15 protein-coding genes are annotated in these 24,212 nt (G+C 73.3%); 13 read left to right on the plus strand and 2 right to left on the minus strand.

What is annotated here, in order from left to right:
• The first annotated feature begins 11 nt into the window (after positions 1–11).
• The 5 genes from ACYVMZ_RS19800 to fxsT all read left to right on the plus strand — a co-directional run bounded on the left by ACYVMZ_RS19800 (position 12) and on the right by fxsT (position 11,450).
• On the plus strand, positions 12–1,481 hold the full coding sequence (locus ACYVMZ_RS19800; RefSeq protein ID WP_461081408.1) for a 3' terminal RNA ribose 2'-O-methyltransferase Hen1: 1,470 nt from the start codon (positions 12–14) through the stop codon (positions 1,479–1,481).
• Positions 1,478–4,018 (plus strand): polynucleotide kinase-phosphatase, encoded by a 2,541-nt coding sequence (locus tag ACYVMZ_RS19805; protein WP_461081410.1) that lies wholly within the window; start codon positions 1,478–1,480, stop codon positions 4,016–4,018. Before ACYVMZ_RS19800 ends, ACYVMZ_RS19805 begins: the two co-directional genes overlap by 4 nt.
• 146 nt (positions 4,019–4,164) lie before the next feature.
• Positions 4,165–5,703, plus strand: a complete 1,539-nt coding sequence (locus ACYVMZ_RS19810) for a VMAP-C domain-containing protein (protein WP_461081412.1) — start codon at positions 4,165–4,167, stop codon at positions 5,701–5,703.
• 11 nt (positions 5,704–5,714) lie between these two features.
• Positions 5,715–6,839 (plus strand): AAA family ATPase, encoded by a 1,125-nt coding sequence (locus ACYVMZ_RS19815; protein WP_461081414.1) that lies wholly within the window; start codon positions 5,715–5,717, stop codon positions 6,837–6,839.
• Positions 6,840–11,450 (plus strand): FxSxx-COOH system tetratricopeptide repeat protein, encoded by a 4,611-nt coding sequence (fxsT, locus tag ACYVMZ_RS19820; RefSeq protein ID WP_461081416.1) that lies wholly within the window; start codon positions 6,840–6,842, stop codon positions 11,448–11,450. It abuts the gene before it with no gap.
• An 88-nt stretch (positions 11,451–11,538) separates the two neighbouring features.
• Here the strand turns inward: fxsT and ACYVMZ_RS19825 are convergent, their stop codons facing one another.
• Positions 11,539–12,867 (minus strand): cation:proton antiporter, encoded by a 1,329-nt coding sequence (locus tag ACYVMZ_RS19825; protein WP_461081418.1) that lies wholly within the window; start codon positions 12,865–12,867, stop codon positions 11,539–11,541.
• Between the two features lie 156 nt (positions 12,868–13,023).
• On the opposite strand from ACYVMZ_RS19825, the gene ACYVMZ_RS19830 reads away from it, so the two are divergent.
• From ACYVMZ_RS19830 to argF, 6 genes are all read left to right on the plus strand, one after another.
• Complete coding sequence (locus tag ACYVMZ_RS19830) at positions 13,024–14,181, plus strand: hypothetical protein (RefSeq protein WP_461081420.1); 1,158 nt, start codon at positions 13,024–13,026, stop codon at positions 14,179–14,181.
• Between the two features lie 92 nt (positions 14,182–14,273).
• Positions 14,274–15,380, plus strand: coding sequence for an effector-associated domain 2-containing protein (locus ACYVMZ_RS19835; RefSeq protein ID WP_461081677.1), 1,107 nt, complete (start codon positions 14,274–14,276; stop codon positions 15,378–15,380).
• A gap of 100 nt (positions 15,381–15,480) precedes the next feature.
• Positions 15,481–15,723 carry a hypothetical protein gene (locus tag ACYVMZ_RS19840; RefSeq protein ID WP_461081422.1) on the plus strand — a complete coding sequence of 81 codons (243 nt, stop codon included), beginning with the start codon at positions 15,481–15,483 and terminating at the stop codon, positions 15,721–15,723.
• A 93-nt stretch (positions 15,724–15,816) separates the two neighbouring features.
• Positions 15,817–17,772 (plus strand): aKG-HExxH-type peptide beta-hydroxylase, encoded by a 1,956-nt coding sequence (locus tag ACYVMZ_RS19845; protein ID WP_461081424.1) that lies wholly within the window; start codon positions 15,817–15,819, stop codon positions 17,770–17,772.
• Positions 17,773–17,830: 58 nt separating this feature from the next.
• Positions 17,831–19,060 (plus strand): arginine deiminase, encoded by a 1,230-nt coding sequence (locus ACYVMZ_RS19850; protein WP_461081426.1) that lies wholly within the window; start codon positions 17,831–17,833, stop codon positions 19,058–19,060.
• A 107-nt stretch (positions 19,061–19,167) separates the two neighbouring features.
• Positions 19,168–20,175: an ornithine carbamoyltransferase gene (argF, locus tag ACYVMZ_RS19855; protein WP_461081428.1), complete on the plus strand. Its 1,008-nt coding sequence runs from the start codon at positions 19,168–19,170 to the stop codon at positions 20,173–20,175.
• Between the two features lie 33 nt (positions 20,176–20,208).
• Here the strand turns inward: argF and ACYVMZ_RS19860 are convergent, their stop codons facing one another.
• The gene (locus ACYVMZ_RS19860) at positions 20,209–20,664 is read right to left on the minus strand and encodes an ATP-binding protein (protein WP_461081430.1); all 456 of its coding nucleotides are present in this window, start codon (positions 20,662–20,664) and stop codon (positions 20,209–20,211) included.
• Positions 20,665–20,993: 329 nt separating this feature from the next.
• On the opposite strand from ACYVMZ_RS19860, the gene ACYVMZ_RS19865 reads away from it, so the two are divergent.
• Both ACYVMZ_RS19865 and ACYVMZ_RS19870 read left to right on the plus strand, forming a co-directional pair.
• Positions 20,994–21,821 (plus strand): enoyl-CoA hydratase family protein, encoded by an 828-nt coding sequence (locus tag ACYVMZ_RS19865; RefSeq protein ID WP_461081432.1) that lies wholly within the window; start codon positions 20,994–20,996, stop codon positions 21,819–21,821.
• Positions 21,806–24,193 (plus strand): bifunctional salicylyl-CoA 5-hydroxylase/oxidoreductase, encoded by a 2,388-nt coding sequence (locus ACYVMZ_RS19870; RefSeq protein ID WP_461081434.1) that lies wholly within the window; start codon positions 21,806–21,808, stop codon positions 24,191–24,193. Before ACYVMZ_RS19865 ends, ACYVMZ_RS19870 begins: the two co-directional genes overlap by 16 nt.
• The last annotated feature ends 19 nt before the right edge of the window (positions 24,194–24,212 follow it).

Below are 24,212 nucleotides of genomic sequence, written 5' to 3' on the forward strand. Positions count from 1 at the left end.
GCCGACCCACCGTGTTCCTGACGATCAGTACCACCGGCACGCCCGAGCGTCCGGCGACCGACCTCGGTTTCCTGCTGCACAAGCACCCCGGCAAGGCGCAGGCGTTCTCCACCTCCTACGGCACGGCCCACGTCCTCTACCCCGAGGCGGACGCCGAGCGTTGCACGGCGGCGCTGCTGCTGGAGGTCGACGCGGTGGCCCTGGTCCGGCGCGGCAAGGGCAAGGGCCGCGGCGGCGCACCCGACGCCGCACTCGCCCAGTACGTCAACGACCGCCCGTACGCGGCCTCTTCCCTGCTCGCCGTCGCGCTGAGCGGCGTCTTCTCCAGCGCGATGCGGGGGGTGTGCAACGCCAGGCCGGAACTCCCCGGGCAGGCCAGGCCCCTGCGCGTCGAGGTGCCCGCGCTGCCGGCGCGCGGCGGCCCGGACCTCGTACGACGCCTCTTCGAGCCGCTGGGCTGGACGGTCACCGCGCAGCCCGTGGCACTGGACACCGCGTTCCCGGAGTGGGGCGACTCGCGGTACGTGCGTCTCGTCCTGGAGTCCGACCGGCTCACCCTCGCCGAGGCCCTGCGGCACCTCTACGTCCTCCTCCCCGTCCTCGACGACGCCAAGCACTACTGGGTCTCCTCCGACGAGGTCGACAAGCTGCTGCGGGCCGGTGAGGGATGGCTGCCCGACCACCCCGAGCAGAAGCTGATCACCAGCCGCTACCTGTCCCGCCGCTGGTCGCTGACCCGGCAGGCGATGGAACGGCTCGAACTGGTGCGGCTGGCCGAGGCCGACGACAGCGAGGTCGAGGAGATCGACAACGCCGTCGAGGCGGAGAGCGAGACCGAGGAGAAGCCGACCCCGCTCGCCGTCCAGCGACGGGCGGCGATCGTCGCCGCACTGAAGGAGTCCGGTTCTGCCCGCGTCCTCGACCTCGGCTGCGGCCAGGGGCAGTTGGTGCAGGACCTGCTCAGGGACCCGTCCTTCACCGAGGTCGTCGGCGTGGACGTGTCGATGCGGGCGCTCACCATCGCCTCCCGGCGGCTGAAGCTGGACCGCATGGGGGAGCGGCAGGCAGCGCGCGTGAAGCTCTTCCAGGGCTCACTGGCGTACACCGACAGCCGGCTCAAGGGCTACGACGCCGCCGTGCTCAGCGAGGTCGTCGAGCACGTCGACCTGCCCCGGCTGCCCGCCCTGGAGTATGCCGTGTTCGGCGCGGCCCGCCCGCGGACGGTCCTCGTGACCACGCCGAACGTCGAGTACAACGTGCGCTGGGAGAGCCTGCCGGCCGGACACGTCCGGCACGGCGACCACCGCTTCGAGTGGACTCGTGAGGAGTTCCGTACCTGGGCTCGTGACGTGGCCGAACGGCACGGCTACGGCGTGGAGTTCGCACCCGTCGGGCCGGACGACCCCGAGGTCGGACCGCCCACCCAGATGGCCGTGTTCACCATCGAGAGCACGAACGAGAAGGAGGCGAAGGCGGCATGACCGAAACCCACAAGGGGCGGGTCCTTCCCGTCACCGACCTCTCCCTCGTCGTCCTCGTCGGCGCCTCCGGCTCGGGCAAGTCCACCTTCGCCCGCCGGCACTTCAAGCCCACCGAGGTGATCTCCTCCGACTTCTGCCGCGGCCTGGTCTCCGACGACGAGAACGACCAGAGCGCGACGAAGGACGCCTTCGACGTCCTGCACTACATCGCGGGCAAGCGCCTGGCCGCCGGCCGCCGCACCGTCGTGGACGCCACCAGCGTGCAGCAGGACGCCCGGCGCCAGCTGATCGACCTGGCCAAGCAGTACGACGTGCTGCCCATAGCCATCGTGCTCGACGTGCCCGAGGAGGTGTGCGCCGAGCGCAACGCCACCCGCACCGACCGGGCCGACATGCCGCGCCGGGTGATCCAGCGCCACATCCGTGAACTGCGCCGGTCCGTGCGGCACCTGGAGCGCGAGGGCTTCCGCAAGGTGCACATCCTCCGAGGCGTCGAGGAGGCCGAGAACGCCACCGTCGTCACCGAGAAGCGGTTCAACGACCTGACGCACCTCACCGGTCCCTTCGACATCATCGGCGACATCCACGGCTGCTCGGCCGAACTGGAGGCGCTGCTCGGCAAGCTGGGCTATGTCGACGGTGTGCACCCGCAGGGCCGTACGGCCGTCTTCGTCGGCGACCTGGTCGACCGCGGCCCGGACAGCCCCGGCGTGCTGCGCCGCGTGATGGCGATGGTGAAGTCCGGCAACGCCCTGTGCGTGCCCGGCAACCACGAGAACAAGTACGGCCGTTACCTCAAGGGCCGCAAGGTCCAGCACACCCACGGCCTCGCCGAGACCATCGAGCAGATGGAGGGCGAGAGCGAGGAGTTCAAGCAGCAGGTACGCCAGTTCATCGACGGGCTCGTCAGCCACTACGTCCTCGACGGCGGCAAGCTGGTGGTCTGCCACGCCGGTCTGCCGGAGAAGTACCACGGCCGCACCTCCGGCCGGGTCCGCTCGCACGCCCTGTACGGCGACACCACCGGCGAGACCGACGAGTTCGGGCTGCCGGTGCGCTACCCGTGGGCCGAGGACTACCGGGGCCGGGCGGCCGTCGTCTACGGTCACACCCCGGTCCCGGAGGCCACCTGGCTCAACAACACCATCTGCCTCGACACCGGCGCCGTCTTCGGCGGCAAGCTCACCGCGCTGCGCTGGCCGGAGCGCGAGCTGGTCGACGTACCGGCCGAGCGGGTCTGGTACGAGCCGGCCAAGCCGCTGCGGACCGAGGCGCCGGGCGGGCACGACGGGCGGCCGCTGGACCTGGCCGACGTGCACGGCCGCCGGGTCGTCGAGACCCGGCACCAGGGCCGCGTCTCGATCCGGGAGGAGAACGCGGCGGCGGCCCTGGAGGTCATGAGCCGCTTCGCGGTGGACCCGCGGCTGCTGCCGTACCTCCCGCCGACCATGGCACCCACGGCCACGAGTCACGTCGACGGCTACCTGGAGCACCCGGCCGAGGCCTTCGCCCAGTACGCGCAGGACGGGGTCGCGCGGGTCGTGTGCGAGGAGAAGCACATGGGGTCGCGTGCGGTGGCCCTGGTGTGCCGGGACGCGGAGGCCGCGCGCAAGCGGTTCGCAGTGGACGGACCCACCGGGTCCCTCTACACCCGCACCGGCCGCCCCTTCTTCGACGACCCCGCCGTCACTGAGGAGATCCTCGACCGCGTACGGACGGCGATCGGCGAGGCCGGACTGTGGGCGGAGCTCGACACCGACTGGCTGCTGCTGGACGCCGAGCTGATGCCGTGGTCGCTGAAGGCCGCCGGGCTGCTGCGCTCCCAGTACGCCGCCGTGGGGGCCGCCTCCGGCGCGGTGTTCCCGGGCGCGCTGGCCGCACTGGAGGGCGCCGCCGCACGGGGTGTCGAGGTGACGGAGCTGCTGGCGCGCCAGCGCGCACGGGCCACCGACGCCGCCGCGTTCACACAGGCGTACCGGCGCTACTGCTGGGCGACGGACGGCCTGGAGGGGGTGCGGCTGGCGCCGTTCCAGATCCTGGCCGTGCAGGGCCGGAGCATGGCGGGTGTGCCGCACGACGAGCAGCTCGCCCTGATCGACCGGCTCGTCGAGCACGACGGCACCGGGCTGCTCCAGACCACGCGGCGGCTGTACGTCGACACCGGTGACGCGGAGTCGGTCCGGGCCGGTGTCGACTGGTGGCTGGAGATGACGGGCCGCGGCGGCGAGGGCATGGTCGTCAAGCCGGTCGGCGCGCTGGTGCGCAGCGGCGAGGGCCGCCTGGTGCAGCCCGGCATCAAGTGCCGGGGCCGCGAGTACCTGCGGATCATCTACGGCCCCGAGTACACGCGCCCCGAGAACCTGGCCCGGCTGCGCAGCCGGTTCCTGAACCACAAGCGGTCGCTGGCGATCCGTGAGTACGCCCTCGGTCTGGAGGCACTGTACCGGCTGGCGGACGGCGAGCCGCTGTGGCGGGTGCACGAGGCGGTGTTCGGCGTGCTGGCGCTGGAGTCGGAGCCGGTGGACCCCCGGCTGTAGCGACGGATTCCGGCCGAGTGTCCCAACTCCGGGGCACTCGGCCGGACTTCGTGCCTGAGAACCTCACTCGTCCCTGGTTAACCGCTGGTTGCCGTGCTAACTTCGCTCGTCGGTCAGGCAGGTGAACCGGCTCAGGGGGAAAGTCGGTGGAGACAGGCGCGGAGTTCGGCGGGTCCCAGGGTGATTCCGGACGTGCGCGCGGTCTGGAACTGCTGTTACAGCTCACCGACGCCCTGTGCGAACTGGGCTGCATGGAGGACGCCCAGGGACGCGTGCAGTTCGCCACCCTGCTCGGGGACCAGCTGCACCGGCAGGTCGACGTCCGCGGTGTCAGGCTCCGCGAGGACGTGGCGGCGCTGGTGCGCGCCGCGCTGAACGTGGCGGGCGGGGAACGCGTACTCGTCGGGGTGGTGCGCATCCTCGAAGGAACCCCGGCCGGTGACGAACTCGACCGGCTGATCGCCCCCGCCGCACCGCCCGCCGCGCCCGACACGCCGCCCGGCCCGCTCTCCCGCGAGGACGAGAAGAACGCCCGTATCGCCCTCGCCCGCGGTGAACTGCCCGCCGTCCGGCTGCGCGACGAGCTCTTCGACGAACTCGGCGGCGGCCTCGACCTGCCCACCGGACTGACCCCGGACCAGCTCTTCGCCCACCTGCTGGAGTGGAACGTCCAGCCCGACGGCCTGCCGCCCGCCGTCCTCCTGCTCGACCTGGCCGCCCGCCACGCCGTCGCCCCCGGCCACCGCGCCGCCCTGGCCGGCTGGGTCGACGACTGGGTCCAGCGCGCCGGGCTCACCGAGGAGCTGGACCAGCGCCGGGCGGCGCGCACCGGGGCCGTGCGCGACCCCGACATCCCGCGCTGCCTGATCGTCGCCGTGGAACCGGCCCGGGACGGCACCGACGAGATCACCGTCCGCACCTGGCTCAACACGGCCCCCGGCCACTGGGACCCGCAGCCCGGCGAACCGGCCGTCACCACCCTGGACCGCCTCGGCACCGCGGTCGAGCAGGCCCTCAGACAGGGCGCCCGGCTCTGGTCGGTGCCGCGCGAGCCGGACCCGAGTGGACGCCGCCAGCCGCCGCCGTACGTGGAGTTCGTCCTTCCGTACGACCTCCTCAACCACGATGTGGCGGGGCTGACGTACCGGATCGGCGACGGGCGGCCGTTACCGCTCGGCCTGAAGTACGGGGTGCACTTACGGAGCCTGGAGCGGATGCGCTCCGACGACGCGCTGGTCAGGGACCAGTGGCACGAGCGGTGGCGCACCCTGCGCCGGAACGGGATCGCGGTGCACTCCTGGCGGGAGACGGACGCGCAGCGGCTCGAGGCGTGGCAGGCCGAGCTCGCCGGGGAAGCATCACGGACGGCGGTGGTGCTGGACGCCCCGGCCTCCGCCCCGGCACTGGAGGCCGTCAAGGCCGCCATCGCGGAAGGGATAGGGCTCGCGATCTGGGACCGCAGAGGGGTTTTCGTCGAGGAGCGCCGGGAGGTGGTGTCGGCCGTGTTCGCCGCTGTGCAGACGCCCGGACACCTCCCCGTCGTGATCCACCGCCTGCGGCGCGACGCCGAACGCCACACCCAGGGGCCGGGCCGGTTCCTGGGCCGGCACATCGGCTTCCTCTGGGACGACCCGACTCGACTCGTCGACATTCAGACCACCGACCCCGATGACCTGGCCAGCTAGGAGGCACCGGCATGAGCGCGCAGGAGCAGACGGTCCGAAACGGCTGGCGCGTCTTCCACGCCACCGGCAGCGCGCCGGCCACCCCGCCGCCGCTGCCCGAACCGCCGCCGTGGCGCCGGTTCCGCGGCGCCCCGCCGCAGCCCGCCCCGCCCGACGACCCGGAAGCCGCGCTGCGCCGCCTGGGCCCGGGCGCCCTCGCCCCGCAGCTCGGCCCGGACGAGATCGACGTCGTCAACGCGGCGCTGGTGCTGCGCAGGCCCCTGCTGATCACCGGCCCGCCCGGCGTCGGCAAGTCCACCCTCGCCTACCTCATCGCGCGGGAACTGGGCCTCGGCCGGGTCCTGGAGTGGAACATCGTCAGCCGTACGGCGCTGCGCGACGGGCTGTACGTCCACGACGCCATGGGCCGCGCCCAGGCCATCGCCGCCTGGCAGGCCGGGCTGCGGCACGCGGCGGTGTCCGGGACCGACAGCACGGCGGCGGAGCCCCAGGACGCGGCACGCGAGGCGGCGGGCCCGGACGGCGTCAATGCGCGTCCCGCGTCAAACTTCTCCCAACTCCCGCCCCGGCTCGGGGATTTCATCACGCTGGGGCCACTGGGGACCGCCCTGCTGCCCTACGATCGTCCCCGTGTGCTCCTCGTCGACGAACTCGACAAGAGCGACATCGACCTGCCGAACGACCTGTTGCACGTCCTGGAGAACGGAAGCTATGACGTCCCGGAGCTGGTGCGCGACGCCGCCGACACCGCGCGCGTCCACACCAGCGATCCGGGAGGCCGGGCCGAGATACGGGACGGACGCGTCGAATGCCGGGAGTTCCCGGTCGTGGTGATCACCAGCAACGGAGAGCGCGAGTTTCCCGCGGCCTTCCGGCGGCGCTGCCTGCCGCTGGAGATGCGCACCCCCAGCCGGGAGCAGCTCCTGGCCATGGTCGAACGGCACCTGGGCAGCAGGCCGCGGGGCGCCGAAGACCTCGTCGACCTGTTCGTCCAGCGGGTCCAGGCGGGCGGCACCCACAGCCTCGATCAGCTACTCAACGCTGTCCAGATGACTACCGCGGGTGGTTTCCAGGCGGACGGTGACGGGCGTAAGCTCGTGGAAATGCTGCTCCGCGACCTCGCGAAGGGCCGCTGAATGACCGGCTTTCCCAGGGAGCGCGCATCCGGGCTCGGCGACGGCGGACCTGCTTCGGGGTCGTCGCCTCCTTCGGCGTTCCCCGAGTCCGTCGAGTACGCGCGTGAGCACGGAGCGCCACCCACGGACGCCCTCACACCGGACCCCGCGGCCCGGCCCGCCCCGGGCGCACACGCCGAGGACCGGTCCGTGCCGCACTGGCAGGAGATCGCCGACGCGGTCTGGCTCGCCGCGCACTGGTCCCGCCACGACGCCCCGGACACCACCGGCCAGGACCCCGCGCCGGGCCATGCCACCACGCCCGCGGACCGGCGGCCGGCGCGCACCCCGGACCCGGCGGACGCACCGCCGCCCGACACCCACCCGGGCGACGACGCGCACCCGGAGGAGCCCGCCGTACGTCCCCCGCAGCCGTCCGGCACCGACGACGGCACACCCGGTGCCGCGCCCGCCCCGCCCCGCGACGGCGCGGACGGGCCCGCCCCGGCCCGCCCCGGCGGCCCGGCCGGTGAACCGGCCACCAGGGCACGGCTGTTACCCGACCCGGAGGGCCCGTACACGCTGCACGCCGACCGGCCGCTGCTGCCCGCCGACGACCGCCCGCAGCACGGCCCCGGCCGCGCCACGGCCCTGCTCGCCCGCGCCCTGCACCGACTGGCCCGCCGCATCCCCTCCCGCGACACCCTGGAACTGGACGAGGAGGCCACCGCCGAGCAGGGCCTGTCCGACGGACTCTGGCTGCCCTTCCTGCGGTACGCCCGCAGGTCCGCCTTCGACCTCGTGCTGCTCGTCGACGACGCCCCCACCATGCGTATCTGGGAGGAGACCTGCGCCCGCCTCGCCCAGGCCGCCGAGCACAGCGGCGCCTTCCGCGGTGTGCGCACGGTACGGGTCGACGTGCCCCGCAACGGGACCGCCACCCTGCGCTGGAGCACCGGCCGGGCCGCCGCCGACCCCGGCGAACTGCTCGACGGGCGCGGCGGCCGGGTCTTCCTCGTCGTCACCGACGGACTCGGCCACGGCTGGGCCGCCCCCGCCGCCGACGACCTGCTCGCCCGGCTCGCCCACGCCGGCCCCACCGCCCTCGTCCACCTGCTGCCGCCGCACCTGCGCCACCGCTCCTCGCTCTACCCGTACCAGGCGGTCCTGGAGGCCGGCGGCTTCGGCGCCCCCAACGACGGCCTCGGACACTGGGCGCCGCCCGGCGGCCCCGACCCGCTGCGCCCCCTGCCCGACCGGGGCGACGACTCCGTCCCCGTGCCCGTGCTGTCCCTGAAGCCCGGCTCCCTCGCCACCTGGGCCGACCTCGTCACCGGGGAACGCGGGGTGCGCCGCGCCCTGCCCGTCGTCCTGGCCGGCACCCTCGCCAAGGGCGCGCCCGCGCCCGGCCTGCGCGCCCCGCGCTTCCCGCGCGCCGCCACCGCCGCCGTACGCCGCTTCTTCACCCTCGCCACCCCGGCCGCGCGTCGACTCGCCACCCAACTGGCCGCCGTTCCCTTCGAGTTCGACCTCGTGGAGCAGTTACGGCGGCGCACCATGCCGGAGACCGGCCCCGACCACGTCGCCGAGATCCTGATGGGCGGGCTGATCGACTGGGACAGCGGCGGCGAGGGGCGCCCCGAGTTCGCCGACGGAGTGCGCGAGGCGCTCCTGGCCACCACCACCCGGTCCCAACTCGCCCGCACCCTCAGCGTGGTGGGCGACCTGCCGGCCGCCGGGGAGCGGGGCGTCGCGCTGCGCGCCGCCCTGCGCGACCCGGTCGGGACCACACTGCCCGACCCCGCCGAGCGCGGCTGGGTGCGCAGCGAGCTGGCCGTGATGCGCGCGCTCGGTCCCGGGGCCTACTCCGAACGGGCCTGGCGCATCGAACCGAACCTGTCCCGGCGCCCGGTCGGCACGGCCGAACGAGTGGACGCCGGTTTGCCGCCCGCGGATACACCCGCAGAGGTGAACAACGCGGGCGACGGGGGATCGTCCGACGGAACGGGAAGCGTCACAGCGTCGAGCATCCCCGACGAAACAGGAGAATCCGTGCCGAGTCCGGTAATCGACGCGACCCAATCCAAAGCCTCGGAGGCTGAGCCGCTCATGCAGAGCACCACGACCGCAACGCCGGCCCTTCTGGTGAACGTTCCGCTCCGGAACACCTCGTTCGTCGGCCGGCAGGCACTGCTGCGGGCCGTGGAGGAGCAGCTGGGCGCCCAGGACACGGCGGCCGTCCTGCCGCACGCGCTGCACGGACTCGGCGGCGTCGGCAAGTCCCAGCTGGCGCTGGAGTACGTCTACACCCACCAGCACGAGTACAAGGTGATCTGCTGGATCCCGGCCGAGCGCGAACCCCTCATCCTCGCCGCGCTGGCCACCCTGGCGGCGCAGCTCGGCGTCGCCCCGACCGGCCAGGACAGCGCGGGCTCGCCCGCCGCCAACACGGCCGTGCCCGCGGTCCTCGAGGCGCTGCGCACCGGGACGCCGTACGACAACTGGCTGCTTGTGTTCGACAACGCAGAGGACGTCGACGCCGTGCGCAAGTACTTCCCGCCGAACGGGCCGGGGAAGGTCATCGTGACCTCCCGCAACCGCGCCTGGGAGCGGGTGGCCACCCCGCTGCCGGTGAACGTCTTCGAGCGGGAGGAGTCCATCGAACTGCTCCGCAAACGCTCGCCGGACCTGTCGCCCGAGGACGCCGACCGGCTCGCCGACGCCCTCGGCGACCTGCCGCTCGCCGTGGAGCAGGCGGGCTCCTGGCGCGCCGTCACCGGCATGCTCGTCGACGAGTACCTCGACCTGCTCGCCCAGCGCAGCCCCGAGATCCTCGAACTCGACCCGAACCCCGACTACCCGGTCTCCGTGGCCGCCGCCTGGGACATCTCGCTGGAGCGGATCCGGGAGAACAACCCCGGCGCCCGCCAGCTCCTCGACATCTGCGCCAGCATGGCGCCCGAGCCCATTCCGCGGGCCATGCTGCGCGGCAGCCGCGGCGTCAACATCACGCCCGACGTCGACCCCCTGCTGCGCGAGTCGATCAAACTGAACCGCGCGGTGCGTGACCTCAGCCAGTTCTCCCTGGTCAAGGTGGACCCCCGGTCCGACACCCTGCAGATGCACCGCCTGCTGCAGACCGTGCTCCTGGCCAAACTGAGCCACGAGGAACGCGAACGCATGCGGGACGCCGCCCACCAGCTGCTGTCCGCCGCCAAACCGGGACACTACGGCTCGTCCGTGGAGTGGCGCTCCTACCAGGCGCTGCTGCCGCACGTGCTCGCCTCACAGGCCGTGACCAGCACCGACACCTATGTGCGGGAACTGGTCTACGACACCGTGTGGTTCCTGTACTACTGGGGCGACCACGAGGGCGCCGCCGATCTGGGCCGGGAGGCCTGGAACGCCTGGCTCGCGGCCTCCGGCGAGGAGGACATCCACGTCATCCGCATGGCGAAGAGCTTCGCGTTCCTGCTGCGCCAGATCGGCCAGATCCCCGAGTCGATCCCGCTGACCGAGAAGGCGCTGGAGGTGTGCCGCCGTATCGAGGCCGAGCCCGAGGACCTGATCGACTCCCTGTGCGAGATGGCCGACGCGCGCGCCTACCAGGGGCGGTTCCAGGAGGCACGGGACCTGACCCGGGAGGCCGCGGACCTGGCGCGGTCCCTGTTCGGCTCCGACGACCCCACCACGCTGCGGGCCACCAACACCCTCTGTGTCGACCTGCGGCTGTGCGGCGAGTTCCGGGAGGCCCTGCCCCTGGACCAGGAGACCGCCCGGACCCGCGAGCTGCTGTTCGGGCCCGGCAACTTCCTGACCCTCAACACCCTCAACGGCCTGGCCATCGACATGCGGGAGAGCGGCGACTACCCCGGTGCCCGCGACTTCCAGGAGGACGTCCACCGCCGGGCGCGCAGCGCACTGGGCGAGGAGCACCCGCTCACCCTGCGCATCGCCCGCAACCTCGCGGTGTGCCGGCGCCGGGACGGGGCGCTCGCCGAGGCGAACAAGCTGTCCGAGGAGACGCTGCGGCGGCTCGTCGCCCGCTACGGGCCCGAGCACTTCGACTCGCTGGCCACCGCGACCAACGTGTCCGTCGACCAGCGGCTGGCCGGGGACCTCGAAGGCTCCCGCCAGCTGGCCGAGGTGACCCTGCGGCGCTACGAGCAGCGCCTCGGCCCGGACCACGCGTACACGCTGCTGACCAAGTCCAACCTGGCCGCCACCCTGCGGGCGCTCGGCGCCCTGGACAACGCGCAGGAGCTGGAGGACGACGCGGCCCGCCGGCTGACCGGCACGCTGGGCCCCGAGCACGTCCTCACGCTCACCGCCGCGATCGGCCAAGCCAACACGGCGTACGCGCGCCTGGACTTCGAGCGGGCCCACGCGATCGACGAGGCCAACCTGCCCCGGCTCACCGAGGTCGCGGGCGAACTGCACCCGCTGACCCTGTCCTGTGCCGCCAACCTGGCCCTCGACCTGCGCGGCCTGGGCCGCGGCGCCGAGGCGGACGAGCTGCAGCGCAAGGCGGTGGAGGGCTTCACCCAGGTCCTCCGCCCCGACCACCCCTGGCTCGTCGCGGCAAGCCAGCGCCGCCGCATCGAGTGCGACATGGCGCCCATGCCGTTGTAGGGCTGGGTTTCGACGGCGTGTGGCGGGCTTCGCCCGGCCGGGCCCGTTCGGGTGGCACCGGAGCCGTGCCCGGCCGGGCCCCGGCCCGTCAGCCCACGTCCGCAACCGGTGCCGACTGGGAGCCGTCCGGGGGTTTTTGCAGGGCCGCGGTGGCGGGCAGGGGGCCGGGCGGGCCGGTCTGGCGGCGGGCGGCCAGGTGGCGGACCAGGAGGAGCAGGGGCTGAGTGAGGAGGGTCGTGGCCAGGGCCATGAAGACCAGCACCGTGTAGAGCGGCTTCGACAACAGGCCCGCCTGAAGGCCCGCGTTGAGGGCGATCAGCTCCGTGAGGCCGCGGGTGCTCATCAACACCCCGACGGTGCGCGCCTCGTCCCGGTCCAGCCCGCCCAGCCGCGCCGCGACCGTGCCGCTGCCGACCTTCGTGACCACCGCCAGCACGGTCACCACCAGCAGCGTCATCCACCCCGTGGCGTCCATGCCGTTCACCGCCACGGACTGACCCGAGACGACGAAGAAGAACGGCAGCAGCAGCGAGCCGACATCGTGCAGCGGCCGGACCAGGTCCGGATCGAGCGTGCCGTCCTTCTCGCGCGGCACCACCGCACCCGCGAGCAGCGCACCGAAGATCACATGCAGCCCCAGCGAGTGCGTCACCCACGCCGACCCCAGGGCGAACCCGATGAGCAGCGCCAGCCGCAGGGAGGGCTCCATCCGCGTCCCCCACAGCAGCCTGCGCAGCAACGGCCGGGCCGCCACCAGCATCAGGGCGATGAACCCGACGGCGAGCACCACCCGCCATCCCCAGGCGAGCACCTGCTCACCGCCGTCGCTCTCCAGCAGCGCGCCCGCCAGCACCGTCCAGCCGACCACGTCGAGCAGCCCGGCGGCGGACACCGCCACCACTCCGGGCACCGTGCGGGCCAGACCGTTCTCCCGCACTATGGCCGTCAGTACCGGCACCGCCGTTATCGACAGGGCGATCCCCGCGAACACCACCATGGCCGCCGTGGGACGCAGCGGCATCCCCAGCTGGTGCAACTGCTCCCGGAACAGCAGCGCGCCGCCGGCGCCCACGGCCATCGGCACCACGAACGCGGCCACCGCCACGATCACCGAGGCCCGCGCCCGGTCGCCGAGGACCTTCAGGTCCAGCTCGTAGCCCACCGCGAACAGGAAGACGACCAGGGACACCTGCGCGAACCCGGTCAGTGCCGGAGCGATGGCGTCGGGGAACAACGCCTCGCGCGCGCCCGGCGCCACACTGCCGAGGAGGGAGGGACCGAGCGCTATGCCGGCCGTCAACTGACCCACGATGTACGGCTGTTTCAGCCGCCGGGCCAGCCAGCCCGCCGCATGCGCGGCCACCAGGACGATCGCCGAAGCACCCACCACGTGCATGACCAACGCATCAGGGCTCACGGTGTCCCCCAGTCCTGTCCAGTTGTCGCAGCCGATGGTCGGGCCGGCAGCCGGGGTCTCGCATGTTTGCTCGACTCCAACTCGCTCATGATACTGGTAAGTTGACGCAGAGTCGGGAGTCGTACACAACGCTGCACTGGTGTCACCGGGGGGCACATGACGGCGGTCGTCCTCATCCACGGAACAGGCGTACGCGAACCGGGCTTCTCGAGGCTCGCGGGGCGCGTGGCGGCCGGACTGACCGCCCTGCGCGAGGGGCTGCGGATCGTGCCGTACTACTGGGGCGGCACCTTCGGGGCGACGCTGGCCGCCGGCGGGGCGAGCCTGCCGCCGCAGCCGGGCACGGCCCGGGGACCGGCCGGACCCGAGGACGACCCGACGGCCGTCTGGGCGGCGCTGTACGCCGATCCGTACGCCGAACTCGCCCTCGCCGCAGCCGGGGCGGCTCCCGTCGCCGAACGCCCGCCCGGGTCGCTCCCGCCGCACCACAAGCTCCAGGCGCAGCTCACCGCGCTCGCCGCCCAGGGCGACGATCCCGCCGCCGAACTGGGCCCCGGCCTCGCCGGCGCCGCCACCGACCTGGCCGCCCACCCACTGCTCGGTCCCGCCGCCGACATCCTCGACCCCGCCGACCTCGCGGTCGTCGCCGCCCGCAGCCTGACCGCCCGCCTCATTGCCGACGCCCTCGACGCCGACGCCCCGCTCGTCCCGTCCGGAGACCTCCGCGACACCGTCACCGACCGGCTCGCCGCGGCCCTCGGCGCACCGCCCCGGGGCACGGAGCGGGGCGTGCGCTCTCTGCTGCTGCGGGTCGCGGGCTCGGCCGCCTCCCGTGCCGCCGTGCGCCGCCGACGCGCCCTGACCGAGGCCGCCCACCCGGCCGCCGGAGACGTCCTGCGCTATCTGAGCCGCGGTGCGGCGGTCCGCGCCGACCTGCGTGCCCTGGTCGCGGGCCTGGAGCCACCCGTCGCGCTCGTCGGGCACAGCCTCGGCGGCATCATCGCCCTCGACACGCTGATCTCGGCCCCGCTGCCCCAGGTCCGGCTCCTGGTCACGGTCGGCTCCCAGGGCCCCTTCCTCTACGAGTCCGGCTCCCTGCCCTCGCTCGAACACCCCGCCCCGCTGCCGCCGCACGTTCCCGACTGGCTGAACCTGTACGACCCCCGCGACCTGCTCGGCTACCTCGGCGCGGGCCTGTTCCCGGGCCGCGTCACCGACGTCGCCGTCGACAGCCGCCAGCCGTTCCCCGCCGCGCACAGCGCCTACTGGACCCAGCCCGCCGTGTACCGGCACATCGTGGACCGGCTGCCGTGACGGGCCCGTACCCGGGCTCGGCGCCGGGTTCCACGCCGACGGGCCGGGACCCCGCCACGGTGCCCGGCCGCCCCGGTTCCGCCGCCGCGCCCGTGGACCCCGGCCGGGTGCACGCCCTGATCGTCGGCATCGAGGCCTACGACGCCGGGCCGGCCTGGGACCTGCCGGGGCCCGCCCGGGACGCCGTCGCCTTCCACCGGCTGCTGCGGGCCGCCGGGGTGCCGGACGCCCACCTCCGACTGCACCTGGCGCCGCTGCCGCCGTACACCCCGGACGTTCCCTACGAGCCCGCCGACCACGCCACCCTGCGCCGCGTCCTGGTGAGCGAACTGCCGTCGGCGCAGGGCGACATCCTGTGGGTGTGGTGGGGCGGGCACGGGGTGCTCGACCTGTCCGAGCGGTTGCGGCTGTTCTGCGCGGACGCCAGCACCGCCGACAAGCTGGGCATCGACCTGGACTCCGCGCTCGCCCGGTACGCCGGCGACTCCGTGCCCGGCTTCGCCGAGCAGCTGTGGATCGTGGACGCCTGCGAGACCTTCGAGGAGGACCTCGCCTTCCGCGAGCCGCTGCCGGCCCACGCGCTGCCCGTGGGGCGACGCACCACCACCCACCGGCAGACCGTGCTGCGCGCCGCGGGCCGCGGCCGGGCCGCCGCCAACGACCCGGTGCGCTCGACCGGTCTCTTCTCCGACGTCCTGCTCGCCCTGCTCGCCGAGCGGGCCGCCGTCCTGCCCGCGCCACCGGATCCGGAGGAACTGTTTCCGGCCGTACGCGCACGCATCGCGGCCCTCAGGGAAACGGGCCGTACTCTGCAGCATCCCGAGATCCGGCTGCTGAGCCCCGAACGCACCGAGATCCTGCCGCCCGGGGCACAGGCCGGTGGGGAACGGCCGGTCACACCGCTCCAGCGGGCCGTCGACGCCCTCCTCGCCTACCCGCTCATGTACGACCCCACCGAACGCCAGACCGTCGTCGCCGCGCTGAACCCCGGGGTCACCGCCACGCTGCCGCGTCACCCCAAGGCCCGCACGGAGGCCACCAACCTCCTCAACCACCTCGGCAGGCGCCACCCCGACGCCCTGGGGGAGCTGTACGACGCGGTGGTGGCTGTCGACGACGACCCCGAGCGGGCGCGTGAACTGTCCGACGCCCTGAGCGAGTTCGCCACCACCGTGCGCCGACCGCGCGGGCGGCGATGATCGGGTGGCGTGATCGTACGGTTTTCGACCCGGGCACAAGTGGCCATGATGGAAAAGGACACGGGGCATCGCGTGCCACCGTGCGAGAAGGGGGAGCATCTTGGACCAGCCGCCCGCTCTGCACCACGCCGAAGCCGCCGTCCGTGAGCCGGCCGTCGCTGCGGGTACCGACGTCCGGGAGTCGGATCTGGCGGACCTCGCGGCGCTGCCCGTGACCGCCGTGGACGGTCTCGCCCCGCTGCCCCCCGACGCCCGTCTGCTCACCGAGGTCCTGCGCGCCCGCAGCAGCATCAGGGGCGGAAGCGACGGCCCCGGAGGCGGAGGCTCGGCCCGCGCCGAATAGCCGCCGCCCCGAACCTCAGCCCCCTGACGAGGTCCCCCTTGCCCGCCGGGGCGTTCTCGTACGTCCGCGTCCGCGACCGGAGGTCCCTCGCCGATGAGCCGTGAGCAACGCCCTGCCCCGCTGCGCATGCCCGAGCGGCTGTTCGCGGAACTGGCCGCCGGTGGTGGCTCGGCCCAGGCCGTGGCCTTCCTGGACCGCGGTGAACGCACCCGCCGGCTGCTGCTCCTGCGCACCCTGCTGGACCGCCTCGACACACTGCCCACTCCGCTGACCCCGGCCGCCGAGGCCTGGCGCGTCCTGAAGGAGGCGGCCGGGCAGGCGCCCGACGCGGTGGAACGGATGCTGCTCGCCCCCACGACCGGCGGCTGGATCGCCCACCTGCTCCGCCGCCTGCACGGCACCGCGACGGGCCCGCCCCTGTGGGCGGAGGCGGGCCACCTGTGCACCCTGGCGATCACCGCGTCCCTGCACGCCGGCACGGACACCACCCTCCGTGTCCCCCTCACCGACGGCGGCCTGTCCCTCCCGGGCCTGGGCCTGGCCCGACTACCGGACGGCGCCCCGGAACTGACGGTGGGCCAGGCCAGGACCCGCGGGGGAGAACTGACCCTCATGGGTCCGGACCGCACCGGCCGACCCACGTCCCTGACGTGCCGTCCGCACCGCGCGCCGGCCGTGGCCGGCCGGGACGGGGGTACGTCGGGGCACCGGGATGCGCCCGTACCGGGCCGGGAACGACCGAGGCAGCCCCGGGAGCCGTCCGCCCCGGTCCTGGCCACCCCCGTGCCGGATCGCCTCGCCCGGGTCGACTGCACCCACCCCCCGGCCGACCGAATACGTCGCCCGGCGGACCCCGCCCCGCACTGGGTCCCGCTGCGGACCCTCAGCCACGTCGGACCCGCCGGTGCCGTGGACATCCCCCTCGACGACCTCGACCCCTACCGCGACCTCGACGACCCCGTGCCGCCCGCCCGGCTGGACGCCGACGAGGCCGAGGCGTGGCAGCGGCTGTTCGACGAGGCCGCCGCGATCCTCGCCGTCCCGGGCGGTGACGGGCCCGGCCGGCTCGACCCCGCCGTGATCCGGGCCGTCATACCGTGGGGCCGGACGAGCCCCACGCCCCCGCCGCCGCCCGACGTCCGTGTCTCGGCGTCCAGCGGCGACCTGTACGGCGCCATGGTCATCGCCCGCCCCGGCTCGGCGCTCGCCCTCGCCGAGGCGATGGTTCACGAGTTCCAGCACAGCAAGCTCGCCGCCCTGATCCATCTCTTCCCGCTCCTCGACGACGACCGCGCCGAGCGCTACTACGCCCCCTGGCGCCCCGACCCGCGCCACCTGACCGGCCTGCTGCACGGCGCGTACGCGTTCACCGGAGTCACCGGCTTCTGGCGGGACCGCATGGCCGACCCGGACCACGCCGAGCAGGCCGACTACCACTTCGCGCTGCGCCGCCTGCAGAGCCGGCTCGTGGTGCGCACCCTCCTGACCAGCGGGCGACTCACCGCCGCCGGCCGCGGGATCGTGTCCGGGCTGGCCCGCACGCTGGACGGCTGGCTGCGCGAACCCGTCGACCCGGCCGCCCTGACCCGCGCCCGTACGGCCGCCGCGCTGCACCGCACGGAGTGGCGGCTGCGCAACGTCGTACCGCCGCCGTCCCGGCCGGGAAGGCCGGGAGGGCCGGGGCAGAACGGGGCCGGCGCAGACGACGCGTCGGGCACGCCCGGTGGCGCCGCAGGGCACCGGGCAGGCGTGCCCGACGCCCCCACGCCGGCCGCCCCCCGCTTCCGCCCCGACCGCACTCCCTGGCCGGACGTCCGCACCCACGCCTTCGCCACCCGGCCGGCCACTCCCCGTACCCCCGACGAGCACCTGGCCGCCGGTGACCCGGCCGCCGCCCTCGACGGATATGCCGAGCTCCTCGCCCGCGACCCCGCCGATCCGCACGTCCTGGCCGGATGGATCGTCGCCCGCGCGGCGCTGGAGCGGGGGCCCGTGGGGCGGCGGCTGCTGGCCCGGCCCGAGCTGCTTCAGCCGCAGCCCAGCGGCTGACCCGGCGGATCCGCTCCAAAGGGGGGTGAACACGCGCTCGGGTGGTCAGGATGGAGGCATGGCATACCACGTCGACTCCGAGGCCGGGCGGCTGCGCCGCGTCATCCTGCACCGGCCCGACCTCGAGCTCAAGAGGCTCACCCCCAGCAACAAGGACGCGCTGCTCTTCGATGACGTGCTCTGGGTGCGCCGGGCGCGCGCCGAGCACGACGGGTTCGCCGACGTGCTGCGCGACAGAGGCGTCACCGTCCACCTGTTCGGTGACCTGCTCACGGAGACCCTGGAGATCCCGGCGGCCAGATCGCTCGTCCTGGACCGGGTCTTCGACGAGAAGGAGTACGGCCCGCTGGCCACCGACCACCTCCGGGCCGCCTTCGAGACGCTCCCCGCGCGGGAGCTGGCCGAGGCCCTGGTGGGCGGCATGACCAAACGGGAGTTCCTTGACACCCACCCGGAGCCGATCTCCGTGCGCTTCCACGTCATGGAGCTCGACGACTTCCTGCTCCGGCCGCTCCCCAACCACCTCTTCACCCGCGACACCTCGGCCTGGATATACGACGGTGTCTCGATCAACGCCATGCGCTGGCCCGCCCGGCAGCGCGAGACCGTGCACTTCGAGGCGATCTACCGGCATCACCCGCTGTTCCGCGACGAGACCTTCCACGTCTGGTCCGAGGGGCAGGCCGACTACCCGTCCACCATCGAGGGCGGGGACGTGCTCGTCATCGGCAATGGCGCCGTCCTCATCGGCATGAGCGAGCGCACCACGCCCCAGGCCGTGGAGATGCTCGCGCACAAGCTGTTCGAGGCCGGCTCCGCCCAGACGATCGTGGCCCTCGACATGCCCAAGCGGCGCGCCCTGATGCACCTGGACACCGCGATGACGATGGTCGACGGCGACACCTTCACCCAGTACGCGGGGCTCGGCATGCTCCGCTCGTACACCATCGAACCGGGCGTCGACGGCAAGGAACTGAAGGTCACCGACCATCCGCCGGAGCACATGCACCGCGCGATCGCCGCCGCGCTGGGGCTCAGCGAGATCCGCGTACTGACCGCCACCCAGGACGTGCACTCCGCCGAGCGGGAGCAGTGGGACGACGGCTGCAACGTGCTCGCCGTCGAGCCCGGTGTCGTCGTCGCCTACGAGCGCAACTCCACCACCAACACGCATCTGCGCAAGCAGGGCATCGAGGTGATCGAGATCCCGGGCAGCGAGCTGGGGCGGGGCAGGGGCGGACCGCGGTGCATGAGCTGCCCGGTCGAGCGGGAGCCCGTGGGGACATGACATCCGAGGGCGGACCCATTGGAGGAGCTCGTATAGAAATACAAAACGTCGTATAGACTTCCAGGGTCCGTGGTTAGTACCTGTCCCCGCATTCTCTGGAGCGCCCCATGGCGACAGTCCCGACCGCCCTCGCCGGCCGCCACTTCCTCAAGGAGGTGGACTTCACGGCGGAGGAGTTCCTCGGCTTGATCGAGCTGGCCGCCGAGCTGAAGGCCGCGAAGAAGGCCGGGACCGAGACGCCGTACCTGCGCGGGAAGAACATCGCGCTGATCTTCGAGAAGACCTCGACGCGTACGCGCTGTGCCTTCGAGGTCGCCGCGGCCGACCAGGGCGCTTCGACCACGTACCTCGACCCGTCCGGCTCGCAGATCGGCCACAAGGAGTCCGTGAAGGACACCGCGCGGGTGCTGGGCCGGATGTATGACGGGATCGAGTACCGCGGGGACAGCCAGGCCAAGGTGGAGGAGCTCGCGGCGTACGCGGGCGTGCCCGTCTACAACGGTCTCACCGACGACTGGCACCCCACCCAGATGCTCGCCGACGTGCTCACCATGACCGAGCACTGCGACAGGCCGCCGGCGGAGACCGCCTTCGCCTACCTCGGCGACGCCCGCTTCAACATGGGCAACTCCTACCTGGTCACCGCGGCCCTGCTCGGCATGGACGTACGGATCGTCGCCCCGAAGTCCTACTGGCCCGCCCAGGAGATCGTCGACCGGGCCCGTGGGCTCGCCGCGTCGAGCGGGGCCCGGATCACGCTCACCGAGTCCCTGGAGGAGGGCGTGCGCGGCGCCGACTTCGTCGCCACCGACGTCTGGGTCTCCATGGGTGAGCCCAAGGAGGTCTGGGACGAGCGGATCGCCGCCCTCGCCCCGTACGCCGTGACCATGGACGTCCTGCGCGCCACCGGCAACCCGGACGTGAAGTTCCTGCACTGCCTGCCCGCCTTCCACGACCTGGGCACGAAGGTCGGCCGGGAGATTCACGAGGCGCACGGCCTGGAGTACCTGGAGGTGTCGGACGAGGTCTTCGAGTCGGCGCACTCCGTCGTCTTCGACGAGGCGGAGAACCGCCTGCACACCATCAAGGCCGTGCTCGTCGCCACGCTGGCCTGACCAGGCCCCGCCGCGCCTCCCGGCCGGCGCGGGTCACTCCGAACGGCGCCGCTGACGCGGGACCACGGGCAGCCTGAACCACACCGCCTTGCCCGAGCCGGTGGGCCGGTGCCCGCACGACGAGCTCAGGGTGCGGATCAGCAGCAGGCCCCGCCCGTGCTCCTGCCAGGGGTCCGGCTCCCCGGCGACCGGCCGGGTGAGGTCGCCCGGCGGCGCCGGGTCCGGGTCGTGCACCTCGACCTGGCAGCCGGTCGGCAGCAGCTCCACCACCAGCTCTATCGGCGCGCTGCCGGAGGTGTGCTCCACGGCGTTGGCCACCAGTTCCGCCGTGAGGAGCTCCGCGGTGTCGCTGTCCGCGGCGTGCTCCAGCTCGGCCAGCGCCGTACGCACCAGGGCGCGGGCCACGGGCACGGCCGCGACGGAGTGCGGCAGCGCGATGCGCCAGGAGGCGGGGGCTGAGGGGCGTTCGTACAAGGCGGGTCCGTTCATGGAGCAGGCTGTCCTGCTTTCAACCGTATGAATGGTACGAGGCCACCCGACGGAGGCTCCGACGGGCACCGTCCGGGACCGTCGGCCCCGGCACAGGCGGCTTACCCGGGCCAACGCCCCGCCTCGCACGACCGCTCCCGCCGTTACGGGTGTGTCGACGAGCCGTGACGGATGTGACGGAGCCGGGTCACGTTCGGGCCTTACCCGGGGTCACACCCAGGTCCTACCCGGGTGGGCTATCGCGCACTCATGACGACAGTCAAGAATGGGTGATAACTTCGAGGGGTAGAGCTCAGTGAGGCAGTGCCCGCCCGAGGAGGCCGCACGTCATGAGTCCCTTCACCGGCTCCGCCGCCCGCACCGCCGACTGGCGGCATCTGCGCGTCGACCTCACCGACGGCGTCGCCACCGTCACCCTCGCCCGCCCGGACAAGCTCAACGCGCTCACCTTCGGTGCCTACGCCGACCTGCGCGACCTGCTCGCCGAGCTGGCGAGGGAGAAAACCGTGCGCGCCCTGGTGCTGGCCGGCGAGGGACGCGGCTTCTGCTCCGGCGGCGACGTCGACGAGATCATCGGCGCCACCCTCGGCATGGACACCGCCCAGCTCCTGGACTTCAACCGGATGACCGGGCAGGTGGTGCGGGCCATCCGGGAATGCCCCTTCCCGGTGATCGCGGCCGTGCACGGCGTCGCGGCGGGCGCGGGAGCCGTCCTCGCCCTGGCCGCGGACTTCCGGGTCGCCGACCCCACCGCCCGTTTCGCCTTCCTCTTCACCCGGGTCGGCCTGTCCGGCGGCGACATGGGCGCGGCCTATCTGTTGCCCCGGGTCGTCGGACTGGGCCACGCCACCCGCCTGCTCATGCTGGGCGAGCCCGTGCGGGCGCTGGAGGCCGAGCGGATCGGCCTGATCAGTGAGCTGACGGACGAGGGCCGCTCGGACGAGGCCGCCCAGCACCTGGCCCACCGCCTGGCCGACGGCCCGGCCCTGGCACACGCCCAGACCAAGGCCCTGCTCACGGCCGAACTGGACATGCCCCTGGCGGCAGCGGTCGAGCTGGACGCCTCGACTCAGGCCCTCCTCATGAACAGTGAGGACTACGCCGAGTTCCACGCGGCCTTCAAAGAAAAGCGCCCTCCGAAATGGCGGGGGCGGTAGGCGTGCCGACGTCAGGGGCGCGGGGCTGTGTCGATGTGCGGCTTTGCCGCGGGGCGCGACCGGCCACAGACAACCCGCAGCCGCGCCACGACACCAGCCGCCCCCTACGAGTCGCGATCATCGGCGGCGGCCCCGGCGGCCTCTACACCGCAGCGCTCCTCAAACGCCTCGACCCCCACCGCGACGTCACCGTCTGGGAACGCAACGCCCCCGACGACACCTTCGGCTTCGGAGTCGTCCTCTCCGACGAGACCCTCGGCGGCATCGAACACGCCGACCCACTCGTCCACGAAGCCCTCCAGCAGGACTTCATCCGCTGGGACGACATCCACATCGTGCACCGAAGCACACGCCACACCTCCGGAGGACACGGTTTCGCCGCCCTCGGCCGCAAACGCCTCCTGGAGATCCTCCACCACCGCTGCCGCGAACTCGGCGTCGAACTCCGCTTCCGCACCGAGGCGCCGCCCCCGGACCGGCTCGCGCAGACACACGACCTGGTCGTAGCCGCCGACGGCGTGCACAGCACCACCCGCGAGGCCTACGCCCACGTCTTTCGCCCCCGTATCGAGACGCACCGCTGCCGCTACATCTGGCTCGCCGCCGACTTTCCCTTCGACGCCTTCCGCTTCGAGATCGCCGAAACCGAACACGGCGTGATGCAACTGCACGGCTACCCGTACGCGGCCGACGCCTCCACGGTGATCGTCGAGATGCGGGAGGAGGTGTGGCGGGCGGCCGGATTCGACGAGCTCGGTGAACAGGAATCGATCGAACGCTGCGCCAAGATCTTCGCCGACGCGCTGGGCGGACGGCCCCTGCAGTCCAACAAGTCCGCGTGGACCACCTTCCGCACGGTCGTCAACGAACGCTGGTCGCACGGCACCGTCGTCCTCCTCGGCGACGCCGCCCACACCGCGCACTTCTCCATCGGCTCCGGCACCAAGCTCGCCGTCGAGGACGCCCTGGCGCTGGCGGCCTGCCTGGAGGAACAGCCGTCGCTGGAGCAGGCGCTGGCCGCCTACGAGGAGGAACGCAAGCCCGTCGTCGCCTCCACCCAGCGTGCCGCCCGCGCCAGCCTGGAGTGGTTCGAGAACCTCGCCCTGTACGTCGACCAGCCGCCCCGCCAGTTCGCCTTCAACCTGCTCACCCGCAGCCGCCGCGTCACCCACGACAACCTGCGGCTGCGCGACGCCCACTTCACCGAGGCCGTGGAGCGCGAGTTCGGCTGCCCGCCCGGCACGCCCCCGATGTTCACCCCGTTCCGGCTGCGCGGCCTGACCCTGCGCAACCGGGTCGTCGTCTCGCCCATGGACATGTACTCGGCGGTCGACGGCGTCCCCGGCGACTTCCACCTGGTCCACCTGGGCGCCCGTGCCCTGGGTGGCGCCGGACTGGTGATGACCGAGATGGTGTGCGTCAGCGAGCAGGGCCGGATCACGCCCGGCTGCGCCGGCCTCTACACCGGCAAGCAGGCCGAGGCGTGGAAACGCATCACCGGCTTCGTGCACGCGCAGGCCCCCGGCACCGCGATCGGCGTGCAGCTCGGGCACAGCGGCCGCAAGGGCTCGACCAAGCTGATGTGGGAGGGCATGGACGAGCCGCTGGAGGAGGGCAACTGGCCGCTCGTGGCCGCCTCCGCCATCCCCTACAAGCCGTACGGCCAGACCCCGCGCGAGCTGTCCCGTGCCCAGCTCACCGACATAAGGGAGCAGTTCACGGCCGCCGCCGGGCGTGCCGCCCGGGCCGGCTTCGACCTGCTCGAACTGCACTGCGCCCACGGCTATCTGCTCTCCGGCTTCCTCTCCCCGCTGACCAACCGCCGCACCGACGCCTACGGCGGCTCGCTGGAGAGGCGGCTCCGCTTCCCGCTGGAGGTCTTCGACGCCGTACGGGGCGTGTGGCCGGAGGAGCGGCCCATGACGGTCCGTATCTCCGCCACCGACTGGGCCGAGGGCGGCACCACGGCCGAGGACGCCGTGGAGATCGCCCGGGCGTTCGCCGCCCACGGCGCCGACGCGATCGACGTGTCCACCGGGCAGGTCGTGGCCGAGGAGCGGCCGGAGTTCGGGCGGTCGTACCAGACGCCGTACGCGGACCGCATCCGGCACGAGGTGGGCATCCCGGTGATCGCGGTCGGGGCCATCTCCTCCTGGGACGACGTCAACTCGCTGATCCTGGCGGGCCGTACGGACCTGTGCGCGCTCGCCCGGCCCCACCTCTACGACCCGCACTGGACACTGCACGCGGCGGCCGAGCAGGGCTACCAGGGGCCGGGTGCCGTCTGGCCGGCGCCGTACCGGGCGGGCAGCCGCCGACCGCAGACGGGGCGTACGGACGCGCCCAAGCCGCGGCTCAGTCTGGGGAGCTGAACGGGCCCGTCGGCCTGGG

The sequence above is a fragment of the Streptomyces deserti genome (assembly GCF_054782695.1).